Annotated in this window: 28 protein-coding genes and 5 pseudogenes; 17 read left to right on the plus strand and 16 right to left on the minus strand. The window is 34.5% G+C overall.

Translation table 11 applies throughout. The features are described 5' to 3' along the window. Positions 1-140: 140 nt before the first annotated feature. From FZ952_RS06450 to FZ952_RS06480, 7 genes are all read right to left on the minus strand, one after another. A complete protein-coding gene (locus FZ952_RS06450; RefSeq protein ID WP_138099490.1) occupies positions 141-1,799 on the minus strand; it encodes an FtsK/SpoIIIE domain-containing protein in 1,659 nt (552 codons plus the stop codon). 6 nt (positions 1,800-1,805) lie between these two features. Next, positions 1,806-2,216 (minus strand): DUF961 family protein, encoded by a 411-nt coding sequence (locus tag FZ952_RS06455; protein ID WP_138099489.1) that lies wholly within the window; start codon positions 2,214-2,216, stop codon positions 1,806-1,808. 22 nt (positions 2,217-2,238) lie between these two features. Continuing rightward, complete coding sequence (locus FZ952_RS06460) at positions 2,239-2,553, minus strand: hypothetical protein (RefSeq protein ID WP_138099488.1); 315 nt, start codon at positions 2,551-2,553, stop codon at positions 2,239-2,241. 114 nt (positions 2,554-2,667) lie between these two features. Then, positions 2,668-2,895, minus strand: a complete 228-nt coding sequence (locus FZ952_RS06465; protein WP_138099487.1) for a TetR family transcriptional regulator — start codon at positions 2,893-2,895, stop codon at positions 2,668-2,670. Then, entirely contained in the window at positions 2,892-3,128 is a 237-nt protein-coding gene (locus FZ952_RS06470; protein WP_138099486.1) for a hypothetical protein, read from the minus strand. The genes FZ952_RS06465 and FZ952_RS06470 overlap by 4 nt, the downstream gene beginning before the upstream one ends. 128 nt (positions 3,129-3,256) lie before the next feature. Further along, positions 3,257-3,535 carry a type II toxin-antitoxin system YafQ family toxin gene (locus FZ952_RS06475; RefSeq protein ID WP_008809670.1) on the minus strand — a complete coding sequence of 93 codons (279 nt, stop codon included), beginning with the start codon at positions 3,533-3,535 and terminating at the stop codon, positions 3,257-3,259. Continuing rightward, complete coding sequence (locus FZ952_RS06480) at positions 3,536-3,808, minus strand: type II toxin-antitoxin system RelB/DinJ family antitoxin (RefSeq protein ID WP_059221290.1); 273 nt, start codon at positions 3,806-3,808, stop codon at positions 3,536-3,538. Between the two features lie 677 nt (positions 3,809-4,485). On the opposite strand from FZ952_RS06480, the gene FZ952_RS06485 reads away from it, so the two are divergent. Further along, positions 4,486-4,848 (plus strand): helix-turn-helix domain-containing protein, encoded by a 363-nt coding sequence (locus tag FZ952_RS06485; RefSeq protein ID WP_002270986.1) that lies wholly within the window; start codon positions 4,486-4,488, stop codon positions 4,846-4,848. A 6-nt stretch (positions 4,849-4,854) separates the two neighbouring features. Then, positions 4,855-5,706 (plus strand): ImmA/IrrE family metallo-endopeptidase, encoded by an 852-nt coding sequence (locus FZ952_RS06490; RefSeq protein WP_171004452.1) that lies wholly within the window; start codon positions 4,855-4,857, stop codon positions 5,704-5,706. 86 nt (positions 5,707-5,792) lie between these two features. Here FZ952_RS06490 and FZ952_RS06495 read toward each other — a convergent pair. After that, positions 5,793-7,101, minus strand: a pseudogene (locus FZ952_RS06495) (transposase). 701 nt (positions 7,102-7,802) lie between these two features. Between FZ952_RS06495 and FZ952_RS06500 the strand changes: the two are divergent. From FZ952_RS06500 to FZ952_RS11595, 13 genes and pseudogenes are all read left to right on the plus strand, one after another. After that, positions 7,803-8,558 carry a P-loop NTPase fold protein gene (locus tag FZ952_RS06500; RefSeq protein WP_062200670.1) on the plus strand — a complete coding sequence of 252 codons (756 nt, stop codon included), beginning with the start codon at positions 7,803-7,805 and terminating at the stop codon, positions 8,556-8,558. A gap of 117 nt (positions 8,559-8,675) precedes the next feature. Beyond that, a complete protein-coding gene (locus FZ952_RS06505) occupies positions 8,676-9,422 on the plus strand; it encodes an alpha/beta hydrolase (protein WP_049517559.1) in 747 nt (248 codons plus the stop codon). Between the two features lie 29 nt (positions 9,423-9,451). Further along, a pseudogene (locus tag FZ952_RS06510) lies at positions 9,452-9,616 on the plus strand (class I SAM-dependent methyltransferase); the annotation flags it as partial. Positions 9,617-9,708: 92 nt separating this feature from the next. Then, positions 9,709-10,476, plus strand: a complete 768-nt coding sequence (locus FZ952_RS06515) for an alpha/beta fold hydrolase (RefSeq protein ID WP_148881048.1) — start codon at positions 9,709-9,711, stop codon at positions 10,474-10,476. A gap of 38 nt (positions 10,477-10,514) precedes the next feature. Beyond that, positions 10,515-11,453, plus strand: coding sequence for an alpha/beta hydrolase (locus FZ952_RS06520; protein WP_138099485.1), 939 nt, complete (start codon positions 10,515-10,517; stop codon positions 11,451-11,453). Positions 11,454-11,538: 85 nt separating this feature from the next. Next, entirely contained in the window at positions 11,539-11,772 is a 234-nt protein-coding gene (locus FZ952_RS11795; protein ID WP_225902129.1) for a hypothetical protein, read from the plus strand. Positions 11,773-12,065: 293 nt separating this feature from the next. Then, a complete protein-coding gene (locus FZ952_RS06530; RefSeq protein ID WP_138099484.1) occupies positions 12,066-12,572 on the plus strand; it encodes a hypothetical protein in 507 nt (168 codons plus the stop codon). Between the two features lie 202 nt (positions 12,573-12,774). Then, the gene (locus FZ952_RS06535; RefSeq protein ID WP_171004460.1) at positions 12,775-13,584 is read left to right on the plus strand and encodes a class I SAM-dependent methyltransferase; all 810 of its coding nucleotides are present in this window, start codon (positions 12,775-12,777) and stop codon (positions 13,582-13,584) included. 151 nt (positions 13,585-13,735) lie between these two features. Beyond that, positions 13,736-13,966, plus strand: a pseudogene (locus FZ952_RS06540) (DUF3847 domain-containing protein); the annotation flags it as partial. Positions 13,967-13,979: 13 nt separating this feature from the next. Continuing rightward, positions 13,980-14,054, plus strand: coding sequence for a hypothetical protein (locus FZ952_RS11940; RefSeq protein WP_080586372.1), 75 nt, complete (start codon positions 13,980-13,982; stop codon positions 14,052-14,054). Between the two features lie 104 nt (positions 14,055-14,158). Further along, positions 14,159-15,094: an acyl-CoA thioester hydrolase/BAAT C-terminal domain-containing protein gene (locus FZ952_RS06550; protein ID WP_138099483.1), complete on the plus strand. Its 936-nt coding sequence runs from the start codon at positions 14,159-14,161 to the stop codon at positions 15,092-15,094. 110 nt (positions 15,095-15,204) lie between these two features. Continuing rightward, a pseudogene (locus FZ952_RS11590) lies at positions 15,205-15,357 on the plus strand (hypothetical protein); the annotation flags it as partial. Continuing rightward, entirely contained in the window at positions 15,329-15,925 is a 597-nt protein-coding gene (locus tag FZ952_RS11595; protein WP_187423882.1) for a hypothetical protein, read from the plus strand. The pseudogene FZ952_RS11590 and the gene FZ952_RS11595, both read left to right, overlap by 29 nt. Before the next feature lie 125 nt (positions 15,926-16,050). Here FZ952_RS11595 and FZ952_RS06560 read toward each other — a convergent pair whose 3' ends face one another. Both FZ952_RS06560 and FZ952_RS06565 read right to left on the minus strand, forming a co-directional pair. Further along, the gene (locus FZ952_RS06560; RefSeq protein ID WP_062200664.1) at positions 16,051-16,404 is read right to left on the minus strand and encodes a hypothetical protein; all 354 of its coding nucleotides are present in this window, start codon (positions 16,402-16,404) and stop codon (positions 16,051-16,053) included. 103 nt (positions 16,405-16,507) lie between these two features. After that, on the minus strand, positions 16,508-16,945 hold the full coding sequence (locus FZ952_RS06565; protein WP_410468292.1) for an AAA family ATPase: 438 nt from the start codon (positions 16,943-16,945) through the stop codon (positions 16,508-16,510). On the opposite strand from FZ952_RS06565, the pseudogene FZ952_RS11945 reads away from it, so the two are divergent. After that, positions 16,875-17,045 (plus strand): annotated as a pseudogene (locus tag FZ952_RS11945) (PLP-dependent aminotransferase family protein); the annotation flags it as partial. The gene FZ952_RS06565 and the pseudogene FZ952_RS11945 overlap by 71 nt on opposite strands. Before the next feature lie 657 nt (positions 17,046-17,702). On the opposite strand, the gene FZ952_RS06575 reads toward FZ952_RS11945, so the two are convergent. The 6 genes from FZ952_RS06575 to FZ952_RS06600 all read right to left on the minus strand — a co-directional run bounded on the left by FZ952_RS06575 (position 17,703) and on the right by FZ952_RS06600 (position 22,945). Continuing rightward, entirely contained in the window at positions 17,703-18,920 is a 1,218-nt protein-coding gene (locus FZ952_RS06575; protein ID WP_148881049.1) for a tyrosine-type recombinase/integrase, read from the minus strand. Between the two features lie 68 nt (positions 18,921-18,988). After that, on the minus strand, positions 18,989-19,249 hold the full coding sequence (locus tag FZ952_RS06580) for a helix-turn-helix domain-containing protein (protein ID WP_148881050.1): 261 nt from the start codon (positions 19,247-19,249) through the stop codon (positions 18,989-18,991). A 21-nt stretch (positions 19,250-19,270) separates the two neighbouring features. Further along, complete coding sequence (locus FZ952_RS06585; RefSeq protein WP_148881051.1) at positions 19,271-20,674, minus strand: Rep family protein; 1,404 nt, start codon at positions 20,672-20,674, stop codon at positions 19,271-19,273. 280 nt (positions 20,675-20,954) lie between these two features. Then, a complete protein-coding gene (locus tag FZ952_RS06590; RefSeq protein ID WP_148881052.1) occupies positions 20,955-22,304 on the minus strand; it encodes a cell division protein FtsK in 1,350 nt (449 codons plus the stop codon). Next, the gene (locus FZ952_RS06595; protein ID WP_148881053.1) at positions 22,297-22,638 is read right to left on the minus strand and encodes a hypothetical protein; all 342 of its coding nucleotides are present in this window, start codon (positions 22,636-22,638) and stop codon (positions 22,297-22,299) included. Before FZ952_RS06595 ends, FZ952_RS06590 begins: the two co-directional genes overlap by 8 nt. A gap of 4 nt (positions 22,639-22,642) precedes the next feature. Then, positions 22,643-22,945 (minus strand): hypothetical protein, encoded by a 303-nt coding sequence (locus FZ952_RS06600; protein ID WP_148881054.1) that lies wholly within the window; start codon positions 22,943-22,945, stop codon positions 22,643-22,645. A 176-nt stretch (positions 22,946-23,121) separates the two neighbouring features. Here FZ952_RS06600 and FZ952_RS06605 point away from each other — a divergent pair, with 176 nt between their 5' ends. Then, positions 23,122-24,120, plus strand: a complete 999-nt coding sequence (locus FZ952_RS06605) for a hypothetical protein (protein ID WP_148881055.1) — start codon at positions 23,122-23,124, stop codon at positions 24,118-24,120. Positions 24,121-24,186 lie beyond the last annotated feature (66 nt).

A 24,186-nucleotide genomic window follows, 5' to 3' on the forward strand; every position in this document is an offset into this window, starting at 1 on the left:
TTGTGTTAGTTTTAACCCCCCTATTAGAAATAGGGAGGTTAAGCCCTTTTGGGGCGTGCCTAAGGCACACCCCAAAACGCCCGCTTGTCAGCTCGGTCGGGCAGGTCGGACGGGCCTTGCCCTGACCTTGACCTTCGTGCCTACGCTGGCTCAGAAGGGGTTTCAAAGTGTTGAAGGACAACTTGCTTATAAGGCAAGTCAGCCTGTTCTTTCTCTGCCACAATTTCCTCCAACAAAGCCCTATCTGCTTCATCTAGCAGAATACGGTTGTCCTCTCTTCTGAATGTATAGTCCTGTTCTTCTATGTATTTCACAAGGTTTCGTAAGGTTGAAATGGGCACATCAAATTCTTTGGCAAAGTCATTCAGAGGAAGGAGGGGAGATTCTGCTTGTTCAACGGACAAGTCAGATGATGACGTTTGAGTAGTTTCTGTTGTTTCTAATAGTGGGTCATCTAAGACGGGTAGTTTCTTGTATTCCTCAAAGAAAGAAAAGCCTTCCTCAAAGGGAACAGTAGGTGAATAAAATTCTCTAGCCACCTCCCCGCCGTTTGCAATATAACCACGACCGAAAATCTCCTTTCCGTCAATTTCATCAATCTTTTTGAAAACTTTATTTGCGTTAGCGTCCCCAAACATCATTTTATTACCAGTATCTTCTAAGTGACCAACAGAAATCCGTTTCATAAATTGGTCACGTAAAGACGTTTTGAGGTATTCTCCGTCAGGACGTTGCATAGCAACAATCATGATGACTCCAGATTGGCGACCTTTTAAAATCAATTCTGTTAGGTATTCGATAAAGTCTCCAGATGACTGGTAATCCCGTTCTAGTTTAGCCGCTAAGGCTGCCAATTCATCAATGACAATAAAGCGAGGCTTCAGTCCGTAAGCATAATACTTTTTCCCTGCCTGATAGTCAGGGTGACTAGTCATGTAATCATAACGTTTATCCATTTCCTGCTCAGCACGCTTTAAACAAGCTAACATTTCTTGTTTATCCCAGTAAACCCGCCCTTTAAAGACAGGAATCTGTTTCAATCCGACAAAGTCAGAGCGCTTTGGGTCAAGAATTTCTACATAACCAATTTGTGCCAAGACCCAAATCAAAATCATCAAGAGAACCGTTTTACCGCCACCCGTTCCACCACCAATCAGTAAGTGTGGGTGTTTATTGAAATTCCAATAGACATCTTTCATTAGGCGGATTCCCTTATCTGTCATCTTAACATCAAAGATAGATAAGCGACCCGAAAATTGGTCAATGGCAATGGTGTAGGACACGTAGCCTTTGGTAAATTGCTTATTCATAAAGTCCCCGTCAAACATAATTTCAAGAGGCTTTTCAAGGGCAATAAAGCGGTCTTGGAATCGGCTGCCTTGAAGGTGGAGTGAAACGGTAATACTAAAATGGTCACGCTTCAAATACACTTTGGGTAATAGAATCCGTTCTCTCGTGTGATGATTCGATTTGATTTTCTTGACCTTATACAAGTTATTATCAAGTAAAAAGTGGGAAAGAATCCGTAAACTATCTAGACGGCTAAAGAAAAGAAATTTTCGGTAACAAATCATTTGTACTAATCCGTCCAGTAACAACAACCCTAATAAACTCCCGCCTAAAAGAAACCCGTAGGTTAGCGGGTCATGTTGAAACTGGTTTTGAAGCTGGTCTTGGCGCAGGTAAGCTAAAAAGCCCCCTCCAAGGAGAAAGGGCAGAAGAAAAAGAGCAAAGGTTAGCCGTTTAATTTTCTCATGAAACTTCCGAACACGGATTCCCCGATAGGTGAACAGTTTCATAGGCTACTATCCTTCCTTTTTAGGTTCAGGTTTCCCCACTAATACAACGTCTTTAGCCCGTAGTTTGACTCCGCTTGTGATAATACGGCGATTGTTAATGTTTTCTGCATTTGACCAGAAGCGAGCCGTAGGAGCTACAAGCGTTACTTCCTCATTGTAGTTCTTTTCAGCGGTCATTTGAGCCACTTTTGCTTCAGGTGGAACGGTTACGGTAATATCCCCATTCACAGCAGAAGAGTAGAGCTTCACATCTACATAGTCAACCTTATCTGTTTCACGACGCTTTTCTTCACCAGTTCCTTCTTCCACATAGTCTTCCCAGTGCATAAAAGGAATAGCTTCAAGAAAATTAAGTGTTCCCAGTGTTTTTGTAGTATCAAAAGTTTCAATCACATCAGCAGCAAATTTTACAGTCATAGTGTTTCTCCTATTCTATTTCTTATTTAGACTTTACCGTACGCATTTCTTCCGCAACAATGACATTTTCATGTTTACGTTTGCCTCCAAAACGGAAGTTACGGCGTTCAATAGCAATTCCACGAGGGAAGACGACTTTTTGACGCCCTTCAGGGACATCTGACATTTTAAAACCTTCTACAATGAGAAAGGCAGAAGGCTCTTTTCGACTTGAAATTTCAAAGATACGGTAAGAGGCAGGATTATAATCATTGGCACGGACTTCTTCCATACCTGAGACAAAGACCTCATTTCCTAAGACTTGGTTTTGGTCAACGAATACTTTTGTAATTTCCATTAGGTTTACCTCAATTTCTATTTGTTTAGACTGTTTTATGACTTGTCTAGGTCAAAAAAATAAACTTATCTCTTCTAATCTGCAGGTGCTCTTACTCTGGTCATACTGTCCTCCTTACATTCTAAAATAAGCTTTTTTAACTTTAAATTGAAAAGTCTTTTTACAATTCAAAAGCTCTTTAGCAAATTTGTCATGGGTATCATGGCGTAAAAAAAGACTGTCCATTTCGTTTAGACAGTCTTGGTAGCACGTTTCACAGTGTGTAGGATTCGTGTGATAAATTTTAAGGGAGAAAAGAAACTTCTCATAGATTTGTTGGAATCGTTTTTCAAAATAATTCATGTTGTACCTCCATTCATAATGTAATACTGTTGAATTTTAAATTTGTAGTGATTTTTCCATTGTACTAACTGAACCGTTGGCAAGCCTAGTTTTTGGTAGTCGTGAAACAACTTATCCATTTTTTCTAGCACGTGATAACATAAGACCTTTTGATAATGGTTATCCGGATAGATTTTCAAAGAAAAAACAAAGTTCTCATAAATGCGGCGAAAACTTTGTTCATAATCATTCATCTTTTTTCCTCACTTTCCTTTAGAATGGAAATTTTTTGAACTGTCCGTTTGAAAGGACATGGATAGGCTAATGATTCATCAGCTTAAAGGAGTAGAAAACAAAAAAGACAGCTCACAAAGAACTGTCTTCACATCTTAAACAAATCCGCATGACTGCCTGTATCAGCTAAAGTTAATGTCAAAATATCATCTTCAATGAGATAAATCAAGAGCCAATCTGGCTTAATATGACATTCCCTAAAACCAACAAAATTTCCTTTGAGTTCGTGGTCGCGGTATTTTTCTTCTAGTGTCTGTCCTAGACGGAGTTTTTCAATCACTTCATCTAGAAGGGCTATATCTAAGCCTCGCTTTTTAATCCGTTTGTAGCTCTTTTTAAAAGCAGAGGTGAACTTGACTTGGTACATCTAAGCTTCCAAAGCCTTCTTTAAATCTGCTAGATTGTCATAAGAAGCGACCGCTTCATCACGAGAAATACGCTTAGCTTCTGCCAGAGCTTCTAAGGTCTTTTGACTATAATTGGGAACTTCAACCGTGAAAGGAAGCCCACCACGCAATAGACATTGACGAAGAAAAATATTAACCGCACTAGACATATCCATCCCCAAGTCATTAAATAATGAAGTTGCTTGGGCTTTGACAGTTTCATCAATCCGAATTTGCGTTGGTACAGTTGCCATAAACGCCACCACCTTTCATTATTTATTGTAAACCATATAGTTTACATTGTCAATCGTTTGTATTTGTTTAAGTGTTTTCTACTCGTCTAAACAGATGAATCATCTGTTTAGGGCGTGCTCATATCGTCGCACACTCATTGTTATTATCACCGTCCTATAGCTGTACTTGACTAATCTCTGTTATTATAGTCATCTCACTTCACTATAGCCGCGATTAACCGCCTATGCTTACCCCAGCAGAACGAATCTTACCTGTCAGCATTTCCGACGCCACCAGCGCCAGCAGTTCCCCTTTGTTATCCGGTCAAGAGGGGCAAAAAGCCGAGTGCGTGAGATAACTCCAAAGGATTTTTGTGTTCATCTACTCCAACCTCCTTGACTTTTTGCGATAAAACCGTTACAATAATAGTTGCTAAACAATATTGTGTGTTGGTCAGCTAAGCTTGAGTGAGGTTGTCTGACGCACTTTTTTATTCAATTTTCAAAGGACAAATTTAAATCTTTTTGTTAATATCGACCTTTTTCATACTTTATTAAATTTATCTATTTCATAATTTTAGGTTTAGTATTAACAAGACTTACACAACCTTCAGGTTGTAAATATATAATACAACTTATAGGTTGTATTGTCAAGAGTTTTTTGTAAAAAAATTAAAAATTTTTAAAGAGGTACAAAAATGTTTCCTGAACGCTTAAAAGCTCTGCGTTTAGAAGCCAATCTAACACAAAGCGATGTAGCAAAAGAATTTGGGATTTCTCAGCAAGCCTATGCTAAATGGGAAAATGCTAAAGCTAACCCAACACAATCAGTTATTACTAAATTAGCGAATTTTTACAATGTATCCATTGATTATTTAATGGGTAAATCTGACTACAAAAATTCAGATGAGATTGATTTATCAACATTTGAAGTTCTGTATCGGAAAACTTCTAAAAATTTATCTGATGAAGAAAAGAAAATCTTAGAGGAAGATTTGAGGGAGTTTCTGTTAGAGAGAGAAAAAGCCATTAAGGCTATGAATAAAGAAAAGAAAGACTGATGTTTCGTGCAAAGAATTTACTTTAATGTTTGGAATCGTGTCAAACAAACACTTTATCCATTCATGAAATCAAATAAAGTACATCCTCTTTATTATACTTTTCAGGATTACTTCAATTATGAAGTTGACAAGAAAAATATACTTGTTATTCCTCACCATATCCGAATAGATATAGCAGGTTTTAATATCAATGATGGTGTTTTAACGATTTCCTATCAAGATAGTGATTCTATTACTCGTCAAAATTTTACAAAATGTCATGAATTAGGGCACATCTTATTACATCACAGTGGGCGAGTATTCACTGATTTTCATGATGATTCTCTACAAGAAAGAGAGGCTAATTTTTACTCAGCTTTTCTTTTAATGCCTGATATTGTGCTTCTGACTAAGATTTTTTACCAGCAAATGGCTTTTCAAGAGGTAGAAGTAGCACTACAAGTTTCTGCTCAAGCTCTCAAAACTCGTTTGACAGACTTCTTAAATTTTGAATTAGACATCAATAGACTATCTGCAAAACAAATTGTAGAAGATTACCTAACCAGAAAAAACAAACACATCATCGGTTACTTTGACCAAGTCAAAGACTATATCATCTCTGATTACAATGAATTTGAACCTAGTGCACTAGATAAGTTCAACTATTTAATAAATCAATCAAATTTCATTTCAGATATTGACTTACCAGAGCTAGCAGATACTCAATTCATCTCTTTGGTAAAACAATGTTATCCAAAATTTAAGGTTTGGGGTTTGTATGACAAAGGACAGTCCATTAACTATGCTTGGAATCCTAAACAACTGACAGAAGTAGCAGCTAAACGACATGCAAAACTCCTTCTAACAACAAGAAAATGACCTAGAGAAAATCTCTAAGTCATTTTTTCTATCTGTCGTAACCATACTTTTTCGGCTCATTGTCAACTATAGTGGGTGACTTATCACTAACATCTAGAGAGAATCAGATTGGTTCTCTCTATTTTGATGTTCAAAGCGATGAGAATTTTTGTTTTAAAGTTCTTGAAGTTTCGAAAGCCGAAAGCTTGACGCTTAATGTCCTTGATGAGTTTGTTAGTGGCTTCTAGCTTAGCGTTAGAATAAGGAAGTTCCAGGGCATTTGCAATGTAGGATTTGTATTTCTTGAAGGTCTTAAAGACAGTGGTAAATACAGGATTGACAAAGGGAAGGTTGTCGTCAATCAACGCCATAAAATGGTCGGTATTCTTCGCTTGAAAATGGAATAATAAGAGTTGATACAGCTCATAATAATAGCGGAGTTCGTCCGATAAATCTAGAATTTTCTTAACAATTTCTTTCGGAGTCAAGGTTTGCCTAAAGGTTCGTGAATAAAAGCGTTTGTCAGAGAGTTTGCGACTGTCTTTCTGGAGTATTTTCCAGTGATTTTTCATAGCTCGATAAGGGAGAGACTTTTTATCAAAGCTCTTCATGATGGTAATTCGAGTGCTCATCATAGCTCTGCCAAGGTGTGGGACGATATGGAAGCGGTCAAGCACGATTTTAGTTTTGGGGAGTGAAACAGTCTGGGGAGAGACTGTTTCAGCCTGAGCCTAAAAATAGGAGAGCGAAGGGTCTTAGGATTGGAATGTAAGATCCAGACATGTCCACAGTAACGGCTTTAACCGCCTCACGAACAGTTCTAGGATAGCGATAAAAGTAGTTTTTGATGGTGGTTTGTCGGTTGTTTTCAAGGAGAGTGACAATCTTTCTAGTCTCAAAATCTTGAGCGATGAAGACCAGTTGTCCCTTGTTCCGAGAAAATTCATCTACTGATAGAACCTCAGGAAGACGAGAAAAGTCTTCCTTGAAGGTGAAAGCTTCCAGCTGACGTTGGATAAGAGATACTGAAAGGTGGAGTCTCTTAGCGATGGCAGTATTAGTTAACTTTTCGGTATGGTATTGTGTGATTTTCTGGCGGACAGGCTTCGAGATTTGGCAATGCTTCTTGACTAAGCTGGTCTCAGAAACTGTTACACGACGACAGCCTTTACATTGAAAGCGTCGCTTCTTGAGTTTGAGGACCGTTGGCATGCCTTGGACGTCAAGGATTGGAATAGTAGAAGCTCGTTGAAAGTCATACTTGCTCATCTGTCCTTGGCAATGAGGGCAGAGTGGAGGCTGATAGTCTAGGCTAGCCTCAATCGTGATGTGGGTATCAGCCTTAAAAACCGTCTTGATTTTGATATTTTTGTCTTTTAATCCGATGAGTTCTGTGGTATTCTTAAGTTGTTCCATAAGGTCTTCCTAATGAGTTGTTTAGTCGCTTTTCATTATAAGTCTTATGGAGCTTTTTTGATACACTGAAAAAGCTCCATAATCTCCGTAGTAGATTTACCCACTACAGAAATTATAGAGCCACTTTTTCAGAGCCTTTTTGTAGGCGTTACTATCTTTTTTATAGTATTCTCTTTTAACTCCCGTTAAATTAGCTGTAAAAACACCATCTTTATAAGAATAGTTTTCAGTTGTTCCAAAAGAAGTTTAAAAGTTTTCTTATCTGTATTTAAAGTGATAGTGAATCCCCATTACTCTCAACAGTTCCACTGTCATAATCTTTTCATTTCGATTATCACTAATCCAATAATAATCCCCATCAAGGCTTTTTTGTTTTGAGCATGGTATTAAGAATATGGTTGCTAAGCCAAATAGAAGGATACTAACTATCTTTTTCATTACTTCCAGTTTCAAATGCCTTAGAATCTGGGAATAAAAACGTCAGGACCTCTCAGTATATAGGACAACAAACTAGCCGTTTGGGTAGGTTAGGACTTATTTAAGCCCACACCTATATATTATAAATAATGCTAAAACTTTTCTTTTTCATAGTCTCCTTGAAACAGTCAATATATTGTTACTAGCTGTTTCTTTTTTTCTTTGATTAAAAAGTATATGATATACTAATATTAACAAAGCGATACTTAAAATAGGAGTTCGATATGAAAGAAATCAGATTTGATAAAGTTTCAACAAAAGTTGCTGAAGAAACATTTTCTAAGATTATTTTACAAAAATTGCAAAATACAGAAGAGGATATCTTTCAAACTTTTTTTCTAAATGGTGTATGGGGGAGTGGCAAAACAACTTTCCTAAAAAAAGTGGAAGGGCAAGCAAAAAGCACTAAATTTATTTACTTAAAGCTTTGGGAAGCACATGATGAGAGAAGTGTGACTGCGATAGCTTTTAGTCTCTTACATCCATTTTTATATTATCTACTTAGATTTTTAATTGTGATTGCAGTAGTTACTAGTGTCTTAATGACTCCTGCTATAAATTTAGGATTACTAAGTTATTTAAAGGACTTATTAATCTTTTTAGGTCTACCAATTTATTTTCACAATTTTCTCATCATACTTAGCACTATAATTGCTTTAATAGTTACGGTTTATCAACTTTTAAAAGTAAAATCTGATTCAATGTATATATGTCTTTTGCCAAAATTTTTGTCAAATAATAAGGTGCTTGTAATTGATGATTTTGATAGAATCACGACTGATAGACAGAATGAAGCCTATAAATTATTTAACATACTACATGGAAAACTTCCAATAATATTTGTAGGAGACTATCAAAAGATTGCTAAAAGTGATGATGAAAGCGGAAAGTTTTTACAAAAAATTATTGATGAATTTTATCAGCTAATCACATCTCTAATTCGTAAAGAAGAAAGGTTAAGTATCAAAAAAGGTGCTTAACCTTTCTTTGCAAAATACTGTTAAGCAACATGAAAAGCCGATATAGAAAAAATGGCTTAAAAATGATAAAATATTATTAGTTAATGTAGACTAACTTCCGTTTGTGAGGTGTTCAAAATGGAATATATTGACATAAATAAAGATAAAGAAAAAATAGTTTTACTCATACATCCGATGCTTTCTTCTGCTGAGGGAATGAAAAAGTTAATTGCCGATAATATTGGAAATGAGTATAGATACATTATTCCGGATCTGTCTGCTCATGGTAAATTGATAGATAGGAAGTATTTGTCGGTAAAACAAGAAAGTGAGAATTTATACAATTATTTTAAAGAAAATGATATTGCTGAAGTTTCTCTTGCTTTTGGAGCATCAATAGGTGGAGTAGTGTTATTGGAATTATTAAAGCATAAGGATATAAAGATAGTTAAAGCCTTATTTGAGGGCTGTAGTTTATGTCAAAATGCGAGTGTTTTAGAGTTTATCATAAGAAATATTGTTCTATATGAACGAAAAAAAGCTATTAAAAATAGTGACTCAGCTAATAGAAAAATTATAAGCATATATGGAGAAACAAAGGGACGAATGATGACTGAAAATCTAATCAGAATAGATAAACAAAGCATTAAAAATATCTGCCATGATTGTGCATTTGTAGATCTTCCGAAGTTATCAGAAGCAGAACAAAAGAGGTGCATATTCTGTTATGGATCCAAAGAAGTTAATTTAAAATATGCAAAGAGAGTTATTTCAAAAGAATATCCATATGCAGCGTTAAGAATATGGAAGGGACAAAACCATTGTACAAAGATAACAACGAATGTAGAAGAGTATTGCAAAATGATAAAAGCTGAGATTGATTAAAACATATTGTTGAAAAGAGGGTGTTAGCAGTGAATGATAAAAGCAATAAAAAGTTTTGGAATAAATTCGCCAAGCTGTACGCTCCTTTTATGAAGAAGGATAAAGGAGTTTATGATAATGTTTGTGAGTATATTCGTCCTTACTTGAATAGAAATATGAACGTACTTGAACTTGCTTGTGGTTCAGGGCAACTGAAATGAATTTGATACATGTAGGGCTTGCACCCATCGGCGTTATGATTGCTTATAAAAAGTAATATTAAAATTGGGATTTTGGAGGAGAGTTAGTGAACATACATGAGTTTGGAGCTGATAAAAATAAAATAATTGTGTTGATTCATCCTTCATTAGTCATGTGGGACTATTTTGAATACATTTTATCTATACTTAAAGAAGAGTATCATATTATTGTTCCTGCACTTCCCGGATATGATGAGGAAAATCCAAACGAAAATTTTACAAGTGTAGAAGAAATTGCCGATAATTTATTAGGATGGCTGAAAGAACATAAAATTGAGAAAGTTGATCTTTTGTATGGTTGCTCTATGGGCGGTTCTATCGCTTTAAAAATGTTCTCCAATCACGGAATTAAAATAAGGAACATTATTTGCGATGGAGCAATAACACCATATCAGCTTCCTTGGATTGTTACAAGAATGATTGCCATAAGAGATTTTCTTATGATTTCTATAGGTAAAATTGGAGGGTTAAAGCTTCTTGAAAAATCATTTTCTACAGATGAATACAGCGAAGAGGAATTGAAGTATGTTGCTAAAGTCCTTAATTTTATTAGTTATAAAACGATATGGAGAACATTTGAATCTTGCAACAACTATGTTATGCCAAAGAACGTGTCAGAACATAGCGGTCGTATTCAATATTGGTATGGTGATAAAGAGTCTAAAGCCCGTGCATGGGATATCAAATATATGAAAACTTACTTTCCAAATACTGAGTTTATTAAATTTGAAAACATGGGACATGGTAGCATGGCAAGTCTTTATCCTGTGAAAATGGCTAATAAATTCAGAGATTTAATGGAAGTTAAGAAATAAAATAATTTGCCATTTTTGGAATTAAGGAGGTATGCATTGTGAGTGTTAAATATAAATTAACGGAATTTTTATTTCGTCATACTGTAAAACCTATGATGAAAAAAGCAATAAAAAATCTGGATGAATGTTTTGCTAAACAAGAAAAGAAACAGAAATCTAAACTCCCTCTTGAAAAACTTCATAAATCTTATGATTTTGAAGAAAAGTGTACAAGCGGAACTTTGTATTATGCCGTCAAACCAAAAAATAAAGTGGCAAATAGGCTTGTATTATATTTCTTTGGTGGTGGATATACCATTCCGGGAGATTCCGGTGATTTTGAGTTTGCTCAAGATATGGCTAATCAAAGTCAGGCTGAAGTTTGGCTTGTATGGTACCCGCTTTTTCCAAAAGCAACTGGCTTGCAAATTATCGACGCAGGTCTAAACGTTTATAGCGAGGCACTTAAGGCGTTTAATGCAGATGATATTATATTTTTTGGTTTATCAAGTGGAGCAAGCCTTGCACAAAATATATGTTTGCATATTCTTGAAAACGACATGAGATTATCAATGCCAAAAAGATTGATTATGCACTCTCCGACCTTTCGTATTCCTCCAACTAAAGAACAGATGAAAGAGATGGAGAGACTTGATAAGTTTGATTGCATTATTCCGGCTTGCTACATGAAAGAACAAGATCAAGTAATGCAAAGAATAAATTTAAATAATGTGGAATATATGAAATCGCCAATTGAGTACTCATGGAAGGGGCTACCTGACATGTATATCATTTATGGTTCTTATGAAGTGTTGATAGCAGAGCTGCCGGAGGCAAAAGAAAAAGCTAAAATGGATGGCGTGGTTATGAAAACATACATAGGAGAAAGAATGATGCATGCTTGGGCGGCGGCAGGATTTTTACCTGAGGCAAAGGAAGTAAGAAGAAATATATATGCCGTAATAAGGGGAGATAGAAATGACGGCTTTCTCTTGTAATATTCTACAGGTAGTTTTCAGAAGAAAAGTGGATATTGTGTGGTGATTGATAATTATGTATATGACGATACTGCTTGCCGTTATTATGATGATTGGATTGTTCTTATTGCTGTGGGCAGGAGTTGGATTTATTCAAAACAAAGACTTCTTTTCTTCGTGTCCTAAAGAAGTGTTTGATGTTATTGAACCAAAGGAAAAACGCTTTCGTGGTCAGAGTTTAGTTGGATGGATATTAGCTATTATTGCCATACTATTTATGGGGAGTTCAATTATCGTTGGTGCAGTGGATGGTGTTCAAAATAACTTTACTTACATTTAGTTTTTCATTAGATTTCTGATGATACTTCTTTTGCTGAAAGCCTTTGATATTATATTCTTTGACTGGGTATTACTTTGTAATCGTGGCTTCAGTTTTTTTGAAAAATATTATCCGGAAGTTGCAAATGTGCTTACTCCTAAACTTTTTGGTTACAATAAAAGAGACCATATAATTCAGATCATTGGAATAGTTGTTGGCTCAATTCTTTTGTCGTATATTTGTAAGCTGTTTTAGTATTATAAATTTAGGCTTGTAAGTAAGATGAATTTAAAGGTAAAAAAGGGGACGATTTTATGGATTTAATACAAGCAATTCTCGACGGAATTGCTATAGCAGCTATTTTTAATGGTACAGTGGCTTCTTTTGTACTTATTAATCCAAGATTCTTTTTTGATTCTTATCCTAAAGCCATTCAGAAGGCTGCACTTGAACCAATGACAAAGCGAGAAAAAAAGATAAACACGATACTTACCATCATCATTGTTGGGATTTGTTTTGTTTATTCAACGGTAAGGTTTTTGCATTCGGGAATTATTGGCTTTTGGAATATATTTTGGATGGGATACATTCAGTGGAGCATATTAAATGCAGGAGATTTTTTGTTATTAGATTGCTTATTATTTCAAGGAAAATATAAAGAAAAGATTATCATCCCCGGAACAGAGGGACACAAAGATTATGAATTTAATAATTGGATGAAACATTTGGCAGTTAAAGAACATTTTTTATTAGTTCCATTTTTGTTTATACCAATTATAGCTACGATTCAGGCTTTATTGGTTGGATTTTTAGGAAGATAAATTTAGACTGGCGTAAACTAATTTAATAATTTGATAAGAGATACCATGGGAACAGTAAATCAAAAAAGTGCTTAACCGTTCTTTATGGAAGTCATCAAATGTTATCAAAGGCAACAAGAAAAAATACTTTTTAAGTGATACAATATTAGTTAGCTTAGACTAACAAATTAAAATATGTAGGAGGTGTTTACATTTGGGAGAAATGGAAATACAAGAAAAAATAAAACCTGTTTTGAACGGTGCTGCGGAAACGATGCTTCAGAGTTTTTATGCAAGAGCGCAATATTCCAAGAGCAAAAGACATAAATTTTATGATGCCAAAGCGGTGGAATTGGTTGAAAAAATTGATTACGATTTTACTGTCGCCACAAATGATTCCCTTATGAGTTATGGCGTGATTGCAAGAACGCTTGTATTTGATGAACTGGTAAAAGAGTTTATTGACGAAAATCCAACCTGTACAGTCGTAAATATTGCTTGTGGACTTGACACGAGATTTTATCGCATGGATAACGGAAAAATCACATGGTACAATGTGGATCTGCCTGAAACCATTGAAGTAAGAAATCAGATTTTTGCAGAATCCGGCAGAGTTTCAAACATCGGTATTTCAGCAACGGATTCGGCGTGGGCAAAAGAAATAAAAGCAGATGGGAACATTCTGTTTATCATTGAGGGCTTGTCAATGTACTTGACAAGGGAAGACAATGCCCAAATGCTCAGAATTATTCGAGAGAATTTTGACAATGCTTATGTTCTTATGGAGTGCCTGTCAAAAAGGTGGGTGGCGAAAGAAAATGTTGAAAAGTCCATACAAAAAACAGGAGCAAAATTTATATTTGGAGCGGATTCCTTTGATGATATTAAGGATATTGCAAGAGGTTTCCGTAGTGTAAAGGATGATGATATTACGAGGGGGATGTCTGCTATATTTCCAGTGCTTAAGCTTATTAACTGGTTGCCGATTGCTCACAAACTATCACAGAAAATCTTGATATTTGAGAAAGTGTGATGTTATCGTTTTGGTTGCCATCATGAAGTACACACTGCGATAGGTAAATTATAGCTTATATAACTAACAACTAATATGAAAACAGTGAATTGAAAGGAACAGTTTACTGTTTTTTTTTTATTTGAGAAAAATTGAAAGGGAGGAATGAGAAATGAAGAAAGAGAACACATTACAGGAAGTACAAGAACAAATTTCTGAACTTCAGGAAGAAAGAGAAAAGTGCGATGTAAAGCTGAAACAATTACAAAATCAAGGCAAAAAATTAGAAAAGCTGGCAAACGAAAAGGAACGAAAAAGAAGAAATCACAGGCTCATACAAAGAGGTTTGATAGTAGAAAGAGTGGTTAAAAATCCTCTTATGTTTACCAATGAGGATATAGACCTTTGTAACAGAGATATATTTTGATAAAAAGAGTAAGGAAACATTTCAAGATAAAATGTTCAAAGTTATACATTCAAAGGGTAAATAGTAGTGAGTAGAGAAATATGACAGTAGAAAAATATCGAAAAAAAATGCTATAATATTAGTCAATATAGATAAACAAATTTGAAGTTGAAGAGGAGAAACTTTCCCATGAAGAAAGAAATCAAAACAATAGAGAAAGATGGATATAACGGCGTATACTGGCCGAATCCGAACGGCAGTAAATATTGCATGATTGCCATGCTTGGTGATGATACAAAAGACATGATGGCAAAGGGTGGCGTCAAATGGCTTCAAAAGAAAGGTCTGAACGTCCTCACAATGTCACCGGCCCCAAAAGATTACGGTCACCATAACTATCCACTCGAACGTTTTGAGAAGGCACTTGCATTTCTGAAGACGATGGGCAATGAAGAAATCGGTATTATGGGTGCCTCGACAACTGGTATGCTTGCGCTTGTCGCAGCGTCATGCTTTTCGGAAATAACGCTTACGATAGCCATTTCTCCTTCTGATTTTGTGATGGAAGGTTTTTATCAGGATGGGAAAGACGGGGCTCACGAACGTCCGGGAGACGGAGAGTCATCTGTTTCATATCACGGTAAGCCGCTTCCTTATCTGCCCTATGCGTATCGCCATCCGGAATACTGGCAGAAAATATCTGAGGAAACCAAACGGCGTGGCGCGATGGTTGCCAGTCGCGATTTGTTCGATGAATCGGAGAAAAGGCATCCCGTGCAGGAAGCCGAGAAAATAAAGGTGGAGAATATAAAGGGTCGCATTCTGCTGATTGGTGCGGAGGATGATGTACTTTGGGATACCTGTAAATACATTCGTAGAATGGAAAACAGGCTGAAAGAAAGGGACGCGGATAACAGTGTAGTTCTCATGACCTATGAACATGGAACGCATTTTATTTTTCCGCAGACCATGTTAACAGGCATTCTTCCTGTGGGTTCCGGGCTGTTTATCAGCATGGCTTTTAAGGAGGCAAAGCAGTATCCTAAAGAGTGTAAGCAGACGAGGATTGATGTTGATGAGCGCTTATCGGAGGAACTAAAGCAGTGGATAAATTCGGCTCGATAAATCCCAGTTTGTAGAACTAACAACTTAATAAAAATTACCACAGGAACAGTAAATCAAAAAAGGTTTACTGTTTTTCTTTACTCAAAATTAGAAAGGGAGGAAACGAGAAAATGAAAAACATTGAAGAAAAAATCTTAATGGCAGATGAAGAAATCAAGCAGTTACAAAACAAAAGGAAAAAGCTCATCAGTCAGCAGAAACAGGAAGAACGAAAAAAGAGAGATAAAAGGATATATGAAAAAGGGGCAGTATTTGAAAGTATTCTCTGATTTATTAAATTATGAACTTTTTAAAAGAGGAAAGAGAGAACTAGTTGATGTTAAACAGCTAATTACGATAGATTATATTTTTTTATTTTATCCAAAATATTACCTCGAATTGAAGGATTTTGGTATGTTGCTTTTGGATGAAGATATCGAAGAAATTCGTCTTGTTGAAACTATGCATTCCTCACAAAATCGCAAAAAAGATATAAAGGATATTTCTTTGTTAACAAAAGAATCAAATGAAATGCTTCATAATCAAGAAAAATTATCTTCTGAGAAATATAAACCTTATATATACTTTCTAATAACTAGAACTTTTGATGGATACAAAGAAAAGGAAGATGATGTTAAACATTTGATTGATGAGCTACCTGATAACGAGTTCATTCAATATTGGGAATTAATGAGAATGATAAGAGGCAATACTATTTATACAAATTCACTCGATTTTGATACAGGCAATAGAAAAAATTACTACGAAATTTACGAACTAAATAGAGAACGATTTAAAAGCATAGCTAATAGAAAAGGAATTATTTTTAAAGTTGATACTCAAACTGTCTGATGATTTTGATTTGTATATTTCTAATCCACACGAACCTTTATTGTAACAACTGACAGAAGTAGAAGCCAAATGGCATGTGAAACTCCTTTTAATAACAAGAAAATGACCTAGAGAAAATCTCTAAGTCATTTTTTTATATTTTTCTTATAGGCTTCACTATTTTTTTTATAAACTGTTTGTTTATTTCCTCCTGTTAGGAAGTTTCCTGTATCAAATGTTAAAGTCCCATCTTTTTTAATATCATAGGTTGCAACATATTCTCTTCCAGAAGCTGAAAAAGTAAATGTTTTATTTTGAGAATCTACATTAGTTATCGGATGATTGTGATTTTCATGATATGTTCCTTGATTTCCTTTAATTTCAAGTACTAGATAATCATATTGGTTATAATATTCTCCGTCAAGAGTATTTTGCTTGGAACAAGATATTAGAAATATAGTAGCAATTCCTAAAAGTAATAGACTAAGTAATTTTTTCATTTTCCAAACCTCCTTTTATAATATTATACTAGAAAAATATTACAATTATGATACGATATGAAAAATAAGCAAGTAGTAGCTACAACTCTTGCTTATTTTTATTCTAAAGAAGAAATTGTTTTAATTCTTCCAATTTTGAATTATTATCATAAACGAATAATGGAATCTTTTCTAATCGAGCAAATTCGATTACTCGCTTTTGTTCTCTGGCTTGAAAAGAATCAATCAAATCTTTGTCCCAATGACTGTTATCCCTCTTCATCAATCGCTTTTGAATAGTGGAAGGAACTTCTATCTTTAAAATGATTCTATTAATTTTTAAACCATCAAAAGTAGAATATGGAAGTTCAACTATCTGTCCTAATGAATCTAAAAGCGTAAAATGACCATCTAGTATAACTATTTCATCTTCATGAAATGGATAAGCTGCTAGCTCTTGTTTCCATAGCTCTTGATTATTAGCTATGTTCTTTGAGAAGCTTGCCAAACAAGAGGGGATTGAAGTTTTATGTGCAGAACGTTTCTTTACGGGTAGTTTGATAGAGCAATCAACCATACGTATAGCCATTCGCTCTCCAGACACTGTAGAAGAACTGGAGGAAGGATTAATCACCCTAAAAAATCTGTATTCACAATTATAAAAGAGACAGAGCAGTATCAGTCCAAGAAAACTTTGCCCTTCAGCAGTATTGCGACAGATACTGAGGTTCTTTCAACTATTCAATCCTAAGTCTTTCGTCCAATCACTGTGTCAAACTATTTTTCCAAATATATTAAAACAAGGCTGGGTATAACATCCCAACCTCAATTTCTTATCTGGGAACTTTAAATTTTTTAATTAGTGTGTCTTGTCATTATTTTTGGTCAATTTTTAAAATTTCAATGCTATTAAGTAAGTGACAAAGCCCTGCCAACTCTCAATTTTTTTGTTTTAAGCAACTTTATATTTAATCAAAATAAAAAAGGCATCTTGTCTAGTAAGATAACCTCTAGCCCAGTATTCTATTTTTTGAAGTGTTGAGAAATTTACCTTATTTAAATGAAATTATTTGAAATTATATAACATAAAGTGAAAAGTGCATAGTGATAGAAGTGCAGAAATAAAGGCTTTTAGTATTTAAAGAGATGTAGGTGCCACCAACCAGGTCTTAAGAAAGCTCGTAAAGCTAGCCAGTTCTCTAAACGTTAAGAACCAGCTACAATACAGCATTTACAACACTTCATGGTTCACACCATGGGGTGTTTTTTTGGTGATTTTTAGCAAAATTCACACCACTTTTCACACCAAATTCACACCATTATTTATTTAGGGAACGATAAGCAATCTCTCCAACAGCCATTGGAATCACATTTGAAGTGTTGACATAAGTCTTAGTTGTAATTGTATCACTATGCGTAAGAGCCTCTGAAATAGCTTCTAATGATGTTCCAGCTTGTTTTGCTAATGTTGCTCCAGTATGGCGTAATTTATGTGGCGTAGCATGTGCAAGTTCTGGATGACGGCGCTTGATTGATTTCATCTTGTTGTTGAGATAGTCAGAATGTAGAGGGCTGTTAACATTGCCTTTCATATCGATATAAGTAAAGATATATTGTTCATCAGATTGGATAATTCCGAATTTGGCTAGTTCGGCTTTTTGCTGCTTTTTCCATTCTTGAAGCAAGTTAGCTAATTCAATAGGAATTTGGAATGTTGTTTTTTTATTTCCCTTAGTTGATTTGACATTCTTATATTTATCTAAGGCTTGAACTAATTGAATTTCTTGTTTATTGATATTGACATGTTTCCATTGTAGGGCGTAACTTTCTGATTTTCTATCCCCTAAGAAAAAGGTTGTATAGAACAGTACATAGTCTTTGAATAAGAGTTTATCGTTTCCCAAGTCTTCCTCAAATGCTGTGAACCATGCTTGAAGCTCTTCTTGTGATAGATACAAGTCTTCATCCTTTTTGGCTTCTTGTAATTTAATTTTCTTAGTTGCTTTGATACGGCTTATTGTTTTAGATAGGCGATTAGTTTCTATATATTCTAATTCCTCAGCCCAATCAAAGATAGAATTGACATAACTTCTGATAACCTTGAAGTTTGCGTATTCTTCAGCTTTTTGAGTTAGCAGATTCAATACAACTTGCTTATTCTGGTTAAGAAATTCAATTGAGTAATTCCCAAACATAGGTAAAATATGCTTTCTAAAGACAATTCCTGTACCGGTAATGGTGGCTTGTGAGGGTGGTTTGGTAGTAGAGGTTGTCTGTCCTGCTTTATAGGATTCCCACCAAATATTGTGATAAAAATCTGAAAAAAGGATTGCACCACTATTATTTAATGATTCACTTCCACCATTTAGAATATTATCAATTTTATTTTGTAGTTCGAGTTCGAATTTTTTGGCTTCACTCCTTAATTTGAAACGTTTTTCTATCACTTTTTTATTAGTTCCAAGTGAAGACTTTACTTCCTCTGGGATGTAGATTCGTAAGCGATAGGTTCCATTTTTAGTTTTTGAAATAGACATAGTATTCTCCTTTTGAATTGAGCTAGAAAAATACCGTGGCTTTATTATAACAAACCACGGTAGAAATGCTAGTGTTTTTGTAACCAGCGATTGATTTCTGTTTTATTAAAGCGAACAGTTTTTCCGATTTTGATAGAAGGAAGCCCTTTTTGAATCCATGAATCAAGAGTATTGTTGGAAATTCCTAAATAGTCGCAGGCTTGTTTCTTATTTAAAAACGGACTACCAATATTACTATTTTCTAATCGATTTTTAATTTCCTTCTGGATCAATTCGGAAATTAAAAGTTGAATTTGATGAACTTGTTCATCTGGAAGAATAACTTGCATTCTGCTTACCTCTTGTAAAATTCAGTATAATTTGAGATAATAGCAACATGAAGTAGTAGTTCTGTTACTATTTCGTTTGATTATTGAGCTTGTCTTCGTTGTCTTGGTCGGTAGCGAAAACAAGCTCTTTCTTTTTTTCCATTTCATATTTTCAATAACTGTTGTAACTAATTTCTTCATTGCATTATTTTTATTAAATTTCTCATATTTAGAAAAAACGAATGACTGACCTCTGAGAAAGCTAAAATTTAAATTTTTTGCTTTTTGTTCGTTTTTTGTTGGTTCAGAAATTTGGATATCATTATCTAAACTTACTAGTAAATCAATTCTTCTGACAAATTGTCCGATATCTTCCAGAATATTTCCTTTTGCAACGCTAAAAAATTCTATCGGTTCTTTTGTACTGGTGATTATGATGAGTTTAGCTGACCCCATTTTGTTATGATAACGCGCTGAAATGGGACTAATGGTATAAGGGTCAAGAAGCTTTAACCAGTCAGATACAGTTAAGCTCTCGCCTCGTAAATCGTCAAGGAAAAGTATATCTTGGCTATTGTACTCATCAAACGCATTAGTAGAAGCAGTGGTACACGATTCCCAGGTTTGATCATTTTCTTTCGCGACTGTCTGGACTATTTTGATAAATTCTTTACTTAATCTTGTTTTTCCTTTACCGCTTTCTGCGGTTATGAAAATTATTGTTTTCTTGAATTTATTGTTTTCAATATCTGTAATTGCTTGATAACTTTTTCGTTCGCCCACTGTCTCAAGAGCCTCATTGATTTTTCGTTTATGTTGACCGTATATAGTGTAGTATTCATTGGTTAGAAGAATATTACTTTTTGTAATTCGACCCTCAAGAATTTCAGAAACTAACCAGTCCACACTAAAATTTGTTTCTTTAGCAATTTTAGTTGCACGACCTTTGATCCAGGTTTGCATTCGGCGATTATAGATGCTCAAATAATCCTCGCCTAAAATTGTAACTACTTCATTAGCGTTATATTGATATTTACTTTCGTCTTTTGCATGTACTAGATAAGCTAAACAGTTCTCAAAACCGTATCGACCTGATTTTAGCTTTTCAAGATATTGAGGTTCAATACCAATTGTTAAAGCTAGTTTTTCTAAAGAAGCACCTCTGCTAAATTTGAGCAAAAAATGAACATGTTTAGTTTTCAAAACGATTTCATTTTCCATTTTTTCTTGATTCCATTGAAGAAGTTCATCTTTATCATGAATGATTCCATGAGCTTCTACAACTTGAATATCATTATTGTTAAGCTTCTTTATAACTGCTTCAAGCAATGGTCGACAATTACCGTCCCTAGCGTCTTCAAGAGGTTTTGTGTCAAAATCTAGCCAATATTCATCGTCTAATTGTTGGACTAGCATGATAGCGGTTAAATTTGTTTGTTTTATCATAATTAACTTTCTTTATTTTAATTATTCTTTTAACTATTCCTCAGTCAAATCAAGAAGATTTTCCCAAAAAATCAGTCAAAAATCTTGATTTGACTAAGTTTTTAACTAGCACAGCACATTGACAAGCCCTGTGCCGTGCCCAGGCGTTGGAATAGTTAAAAGTTAAATAGCATTCAGCTTGAAAAGCTGACCGACCTCGCGACCCGTCGGCTGCGTCGTGAATCTCTTTTCGTATAAGACATACTTCGCTAGTCATACACGAAAAGAGATTTAATATACTTCAATCTTCAAACCACGGTGTCTCAAAATAATGTGGTGTATTTTCCCATTTTCGGCCACTTCCAATTATTCGTGCTATACCTTGACCTTTGGCATATGATCGCTTGGGCATGTCCGCGAAACCGCTCATGAGGTATTTTCGTTCATCTGCAGAGTCAGCAGCTCCGCCCAGCATTATAACAGCGTCTGAACAGTTCACACGAGCAAGCGACGGTAAAAATCCGTCTTTTGTAGCAAATTGACTGATTGCAATTATATGTATTCCAGCACTAGCTCCAGTCGCTGATAATCTATTGATAGCAGCGGTCCATCGAACATTTAATTTTAAACTTTTATCAGTTTTATCTAGTGATTCGAGCGAAGCATTTAGATTACCTAATTCATCAAAGAACAGGCCAATATCTGGTATGTTGTCCATTTCAAGATACTTTTCTTTACCAGCCTCGTTGATTTCAGCTAATCGCTCATCCATAACAGAACACCAAAATTCAGCGCGCTCCACAATTTTTATAGGGTCGCTTTGGCCTTCAAATTCTTTGACGTATCTGTCATATTTGGCTGAGTTATATTCGACTGTCCAGCCTTGCAACAACATCAACTGAGCAAGATAGCGGCCTGCAAAAATTGATTTTCCTGCACGAGTACGAGCGATAATCGAAAGATGAGCAGTTATATCAGCATACCACACTAAGTCTTTTGATAGTCGTATCGCATGGCTATCATTGCTAACAAATGGTTGTAATGAATCTTTATCATCTTTTAATAGTAAACGCTGTGAAGTTAGGGTATCTTCAAAATAAAATTTTATAAAACTGTCCCCTTCAGTCAGCTCAGAGCTGACCACGGAAAACCGTTGATATTTACCAGCTAAAATACCCGAGACTCGCTGTTCAAATTTTTCACGATCCGCGCGCTCCCAATTAGCTATATTTTCAATAGCTATATAACCTTCAGATAAAGTTTTATTAACAAACACATATATTTCAGGCATTTCATCACCAAATCTGGTTAAATTTGACAATCCTAAAACATCAGTAATTTGTTTATCATTAAATAGTCTGAGAATACGTTTAGATAATTTTGTGGCTTCTTTATTCATATAATTTACAGATAAGGTTGATACTTGTTCACGATGTCTCCAAGTCAAACCAAAAATGATGAATGCTAGAAACATTAGTACCAAAGATACTATAAAAGGCATCTTAAACAATAACGAAATAAAAATATTTGACGTTAGTAGAGTAAAATTGATGATTGAAGAAATAGCAGTAATCAACAAAACTATCAATGAAATTTGATAGTTTTGAAGTCTACTGTTTTTATTACGGACAATTCTTCGATATTTACGCATTGCGCTGTACCAGACTTACTGAATCAGCAGCATACCAACCAACGCCATTCGATGTGGCGCCACCTCTTACATTTTTGAATTGTAATTGATTACCAAAGTCAACTTCAATATAGTTGGAGGTTTTGATAGTGTATTCTAAGTCATTTTTCGTATCAACAACAGAATATCTATATTTATTATCAATCTTTTCGACAGAGCCAGTTGAACGAACATATAGAGTCGGAACGACATCAGTCTGATATTCATTTCCAGTCTTTTCGCTTTTTAGTGTTACAGTTCGCGTTTGTTGCTTTAAAACTTCTGATAATGTTTTATTCCAGCTGGGTTTAGCCATGATTTCACCTTTTTTCTTTCTTTTTTTTAATTTTAGTAAATGTATCTTGTAAGCGAGTAATAAGAAGCTCCTCATTCTCAATCCAATGAATCAAATCTTTCTTAGACATCGAATCAATCTCCGAATCATAAGCTAACGAAAGTGTCACGAAAGATAGTTCGCTAGGATCGTACCACAATTTGTTCAATTTTTTAGGAACTTTATGTAAAAATCTATCACCGCTTAATTTTTGATACGCAGTATTGCTATAATGTGTCAAACGCTCTCTGCGTTTTTTTCTTAGTTGTTGTTTTAAAAATGTAACCATTTGATTACCTTAATTTCTTTCTAATTGACTAGTTCTCCGTCAATATGAGATTGCTAATAAAGAAACACTTATTATTTCTTTGTGACTTTATTTTATCACAAAAACATTGTATTGCAATTGGTCAACATATTTGATATAATGTAAAAAAACCATACAACAATTATAAAGAGGTAAATATGTATAGAACGAAATTTTATATAGTTAATAACATTATCGGAAGGATTGAGAATTATATAATCAAAAACTCCCTAGCTTATTATCAGTTATTAGAAATTTCGTACTCAGACAATACGAAAACATTCTATGGTGATAATAAAGAAACAGCTACTCAAACAATGAGTCGCATTATGAACTACACTATTTATAAGAACAAACCTCTGATGTCAGCTACAGTAGCAGAGTATATAGCTAAGAATATGAAACTTAAGCCCAGAGAATTAATTTGGTGTAAAGATGATCAGATTGAATTCTATGCGAGAAATTTTTATTTTGCTTTATTCGTTGATATAATTTTAGAAAATGAATCTACTTTATCAAAAGCTGCTCTAGATACATTATGTGACAGTGCCAGATTTTCTAATTACTTTGAATCACATTATGAAAATGAGAATAAATTTATTGAATCGCTTAAAACAGCGAGAATAACTGATGAAATCTATTCTGAGGTTATAATAGCAACGGTCAGATTATTTGAATTAAATAAATATACGTTAACAAAATTATTGAAAGAACATTTTATAGAGTACAAAAAAGACGATATGAATGGTATTGGTTGTAGAGATTTACAACATTTAGACAGTCGTTTAACAAAGTTTGCTAAAATAGTAATAGAAAATATAATTATTGATCCAGAGTTGTCATTAGGCTATATTGTAAGAAATCATTATAGATACGATATGAAAAAATTTAGAACTCTATTAATAGATATGTCAGAAAGCGAGTATATACTTAATGCTTTTTCAGAAACAACAATAGAATATCATATGTATAATGTTCTGATAAATGATGGTTATGAGTTCGTACAAGATATTGTTAAAGCAGAACAAAAATATATCTCAAAGATTATTGAAATCCAAGATGAAGGTAAACAACAAGAATTTTATGGAATGATGATTGATGTTCTAGATGAATATAACAAACTTGAAGAGAGTCAGAGTATAAAATCAAATAACTAAGTCGTTAAGAATAATGTTCTGAATATAATATTACATGATATAATAGATTTAGATTTTTGGAGGGAG

Source organism: Streptococcus sp. Marseille-P7376, assembly GCF_902460385.1.
GTDB lineage: Bacteria > Bacillota > Bacilli > Lactobacillales > Streptococcaceae > Streptococcus > Streptococcus sinensis.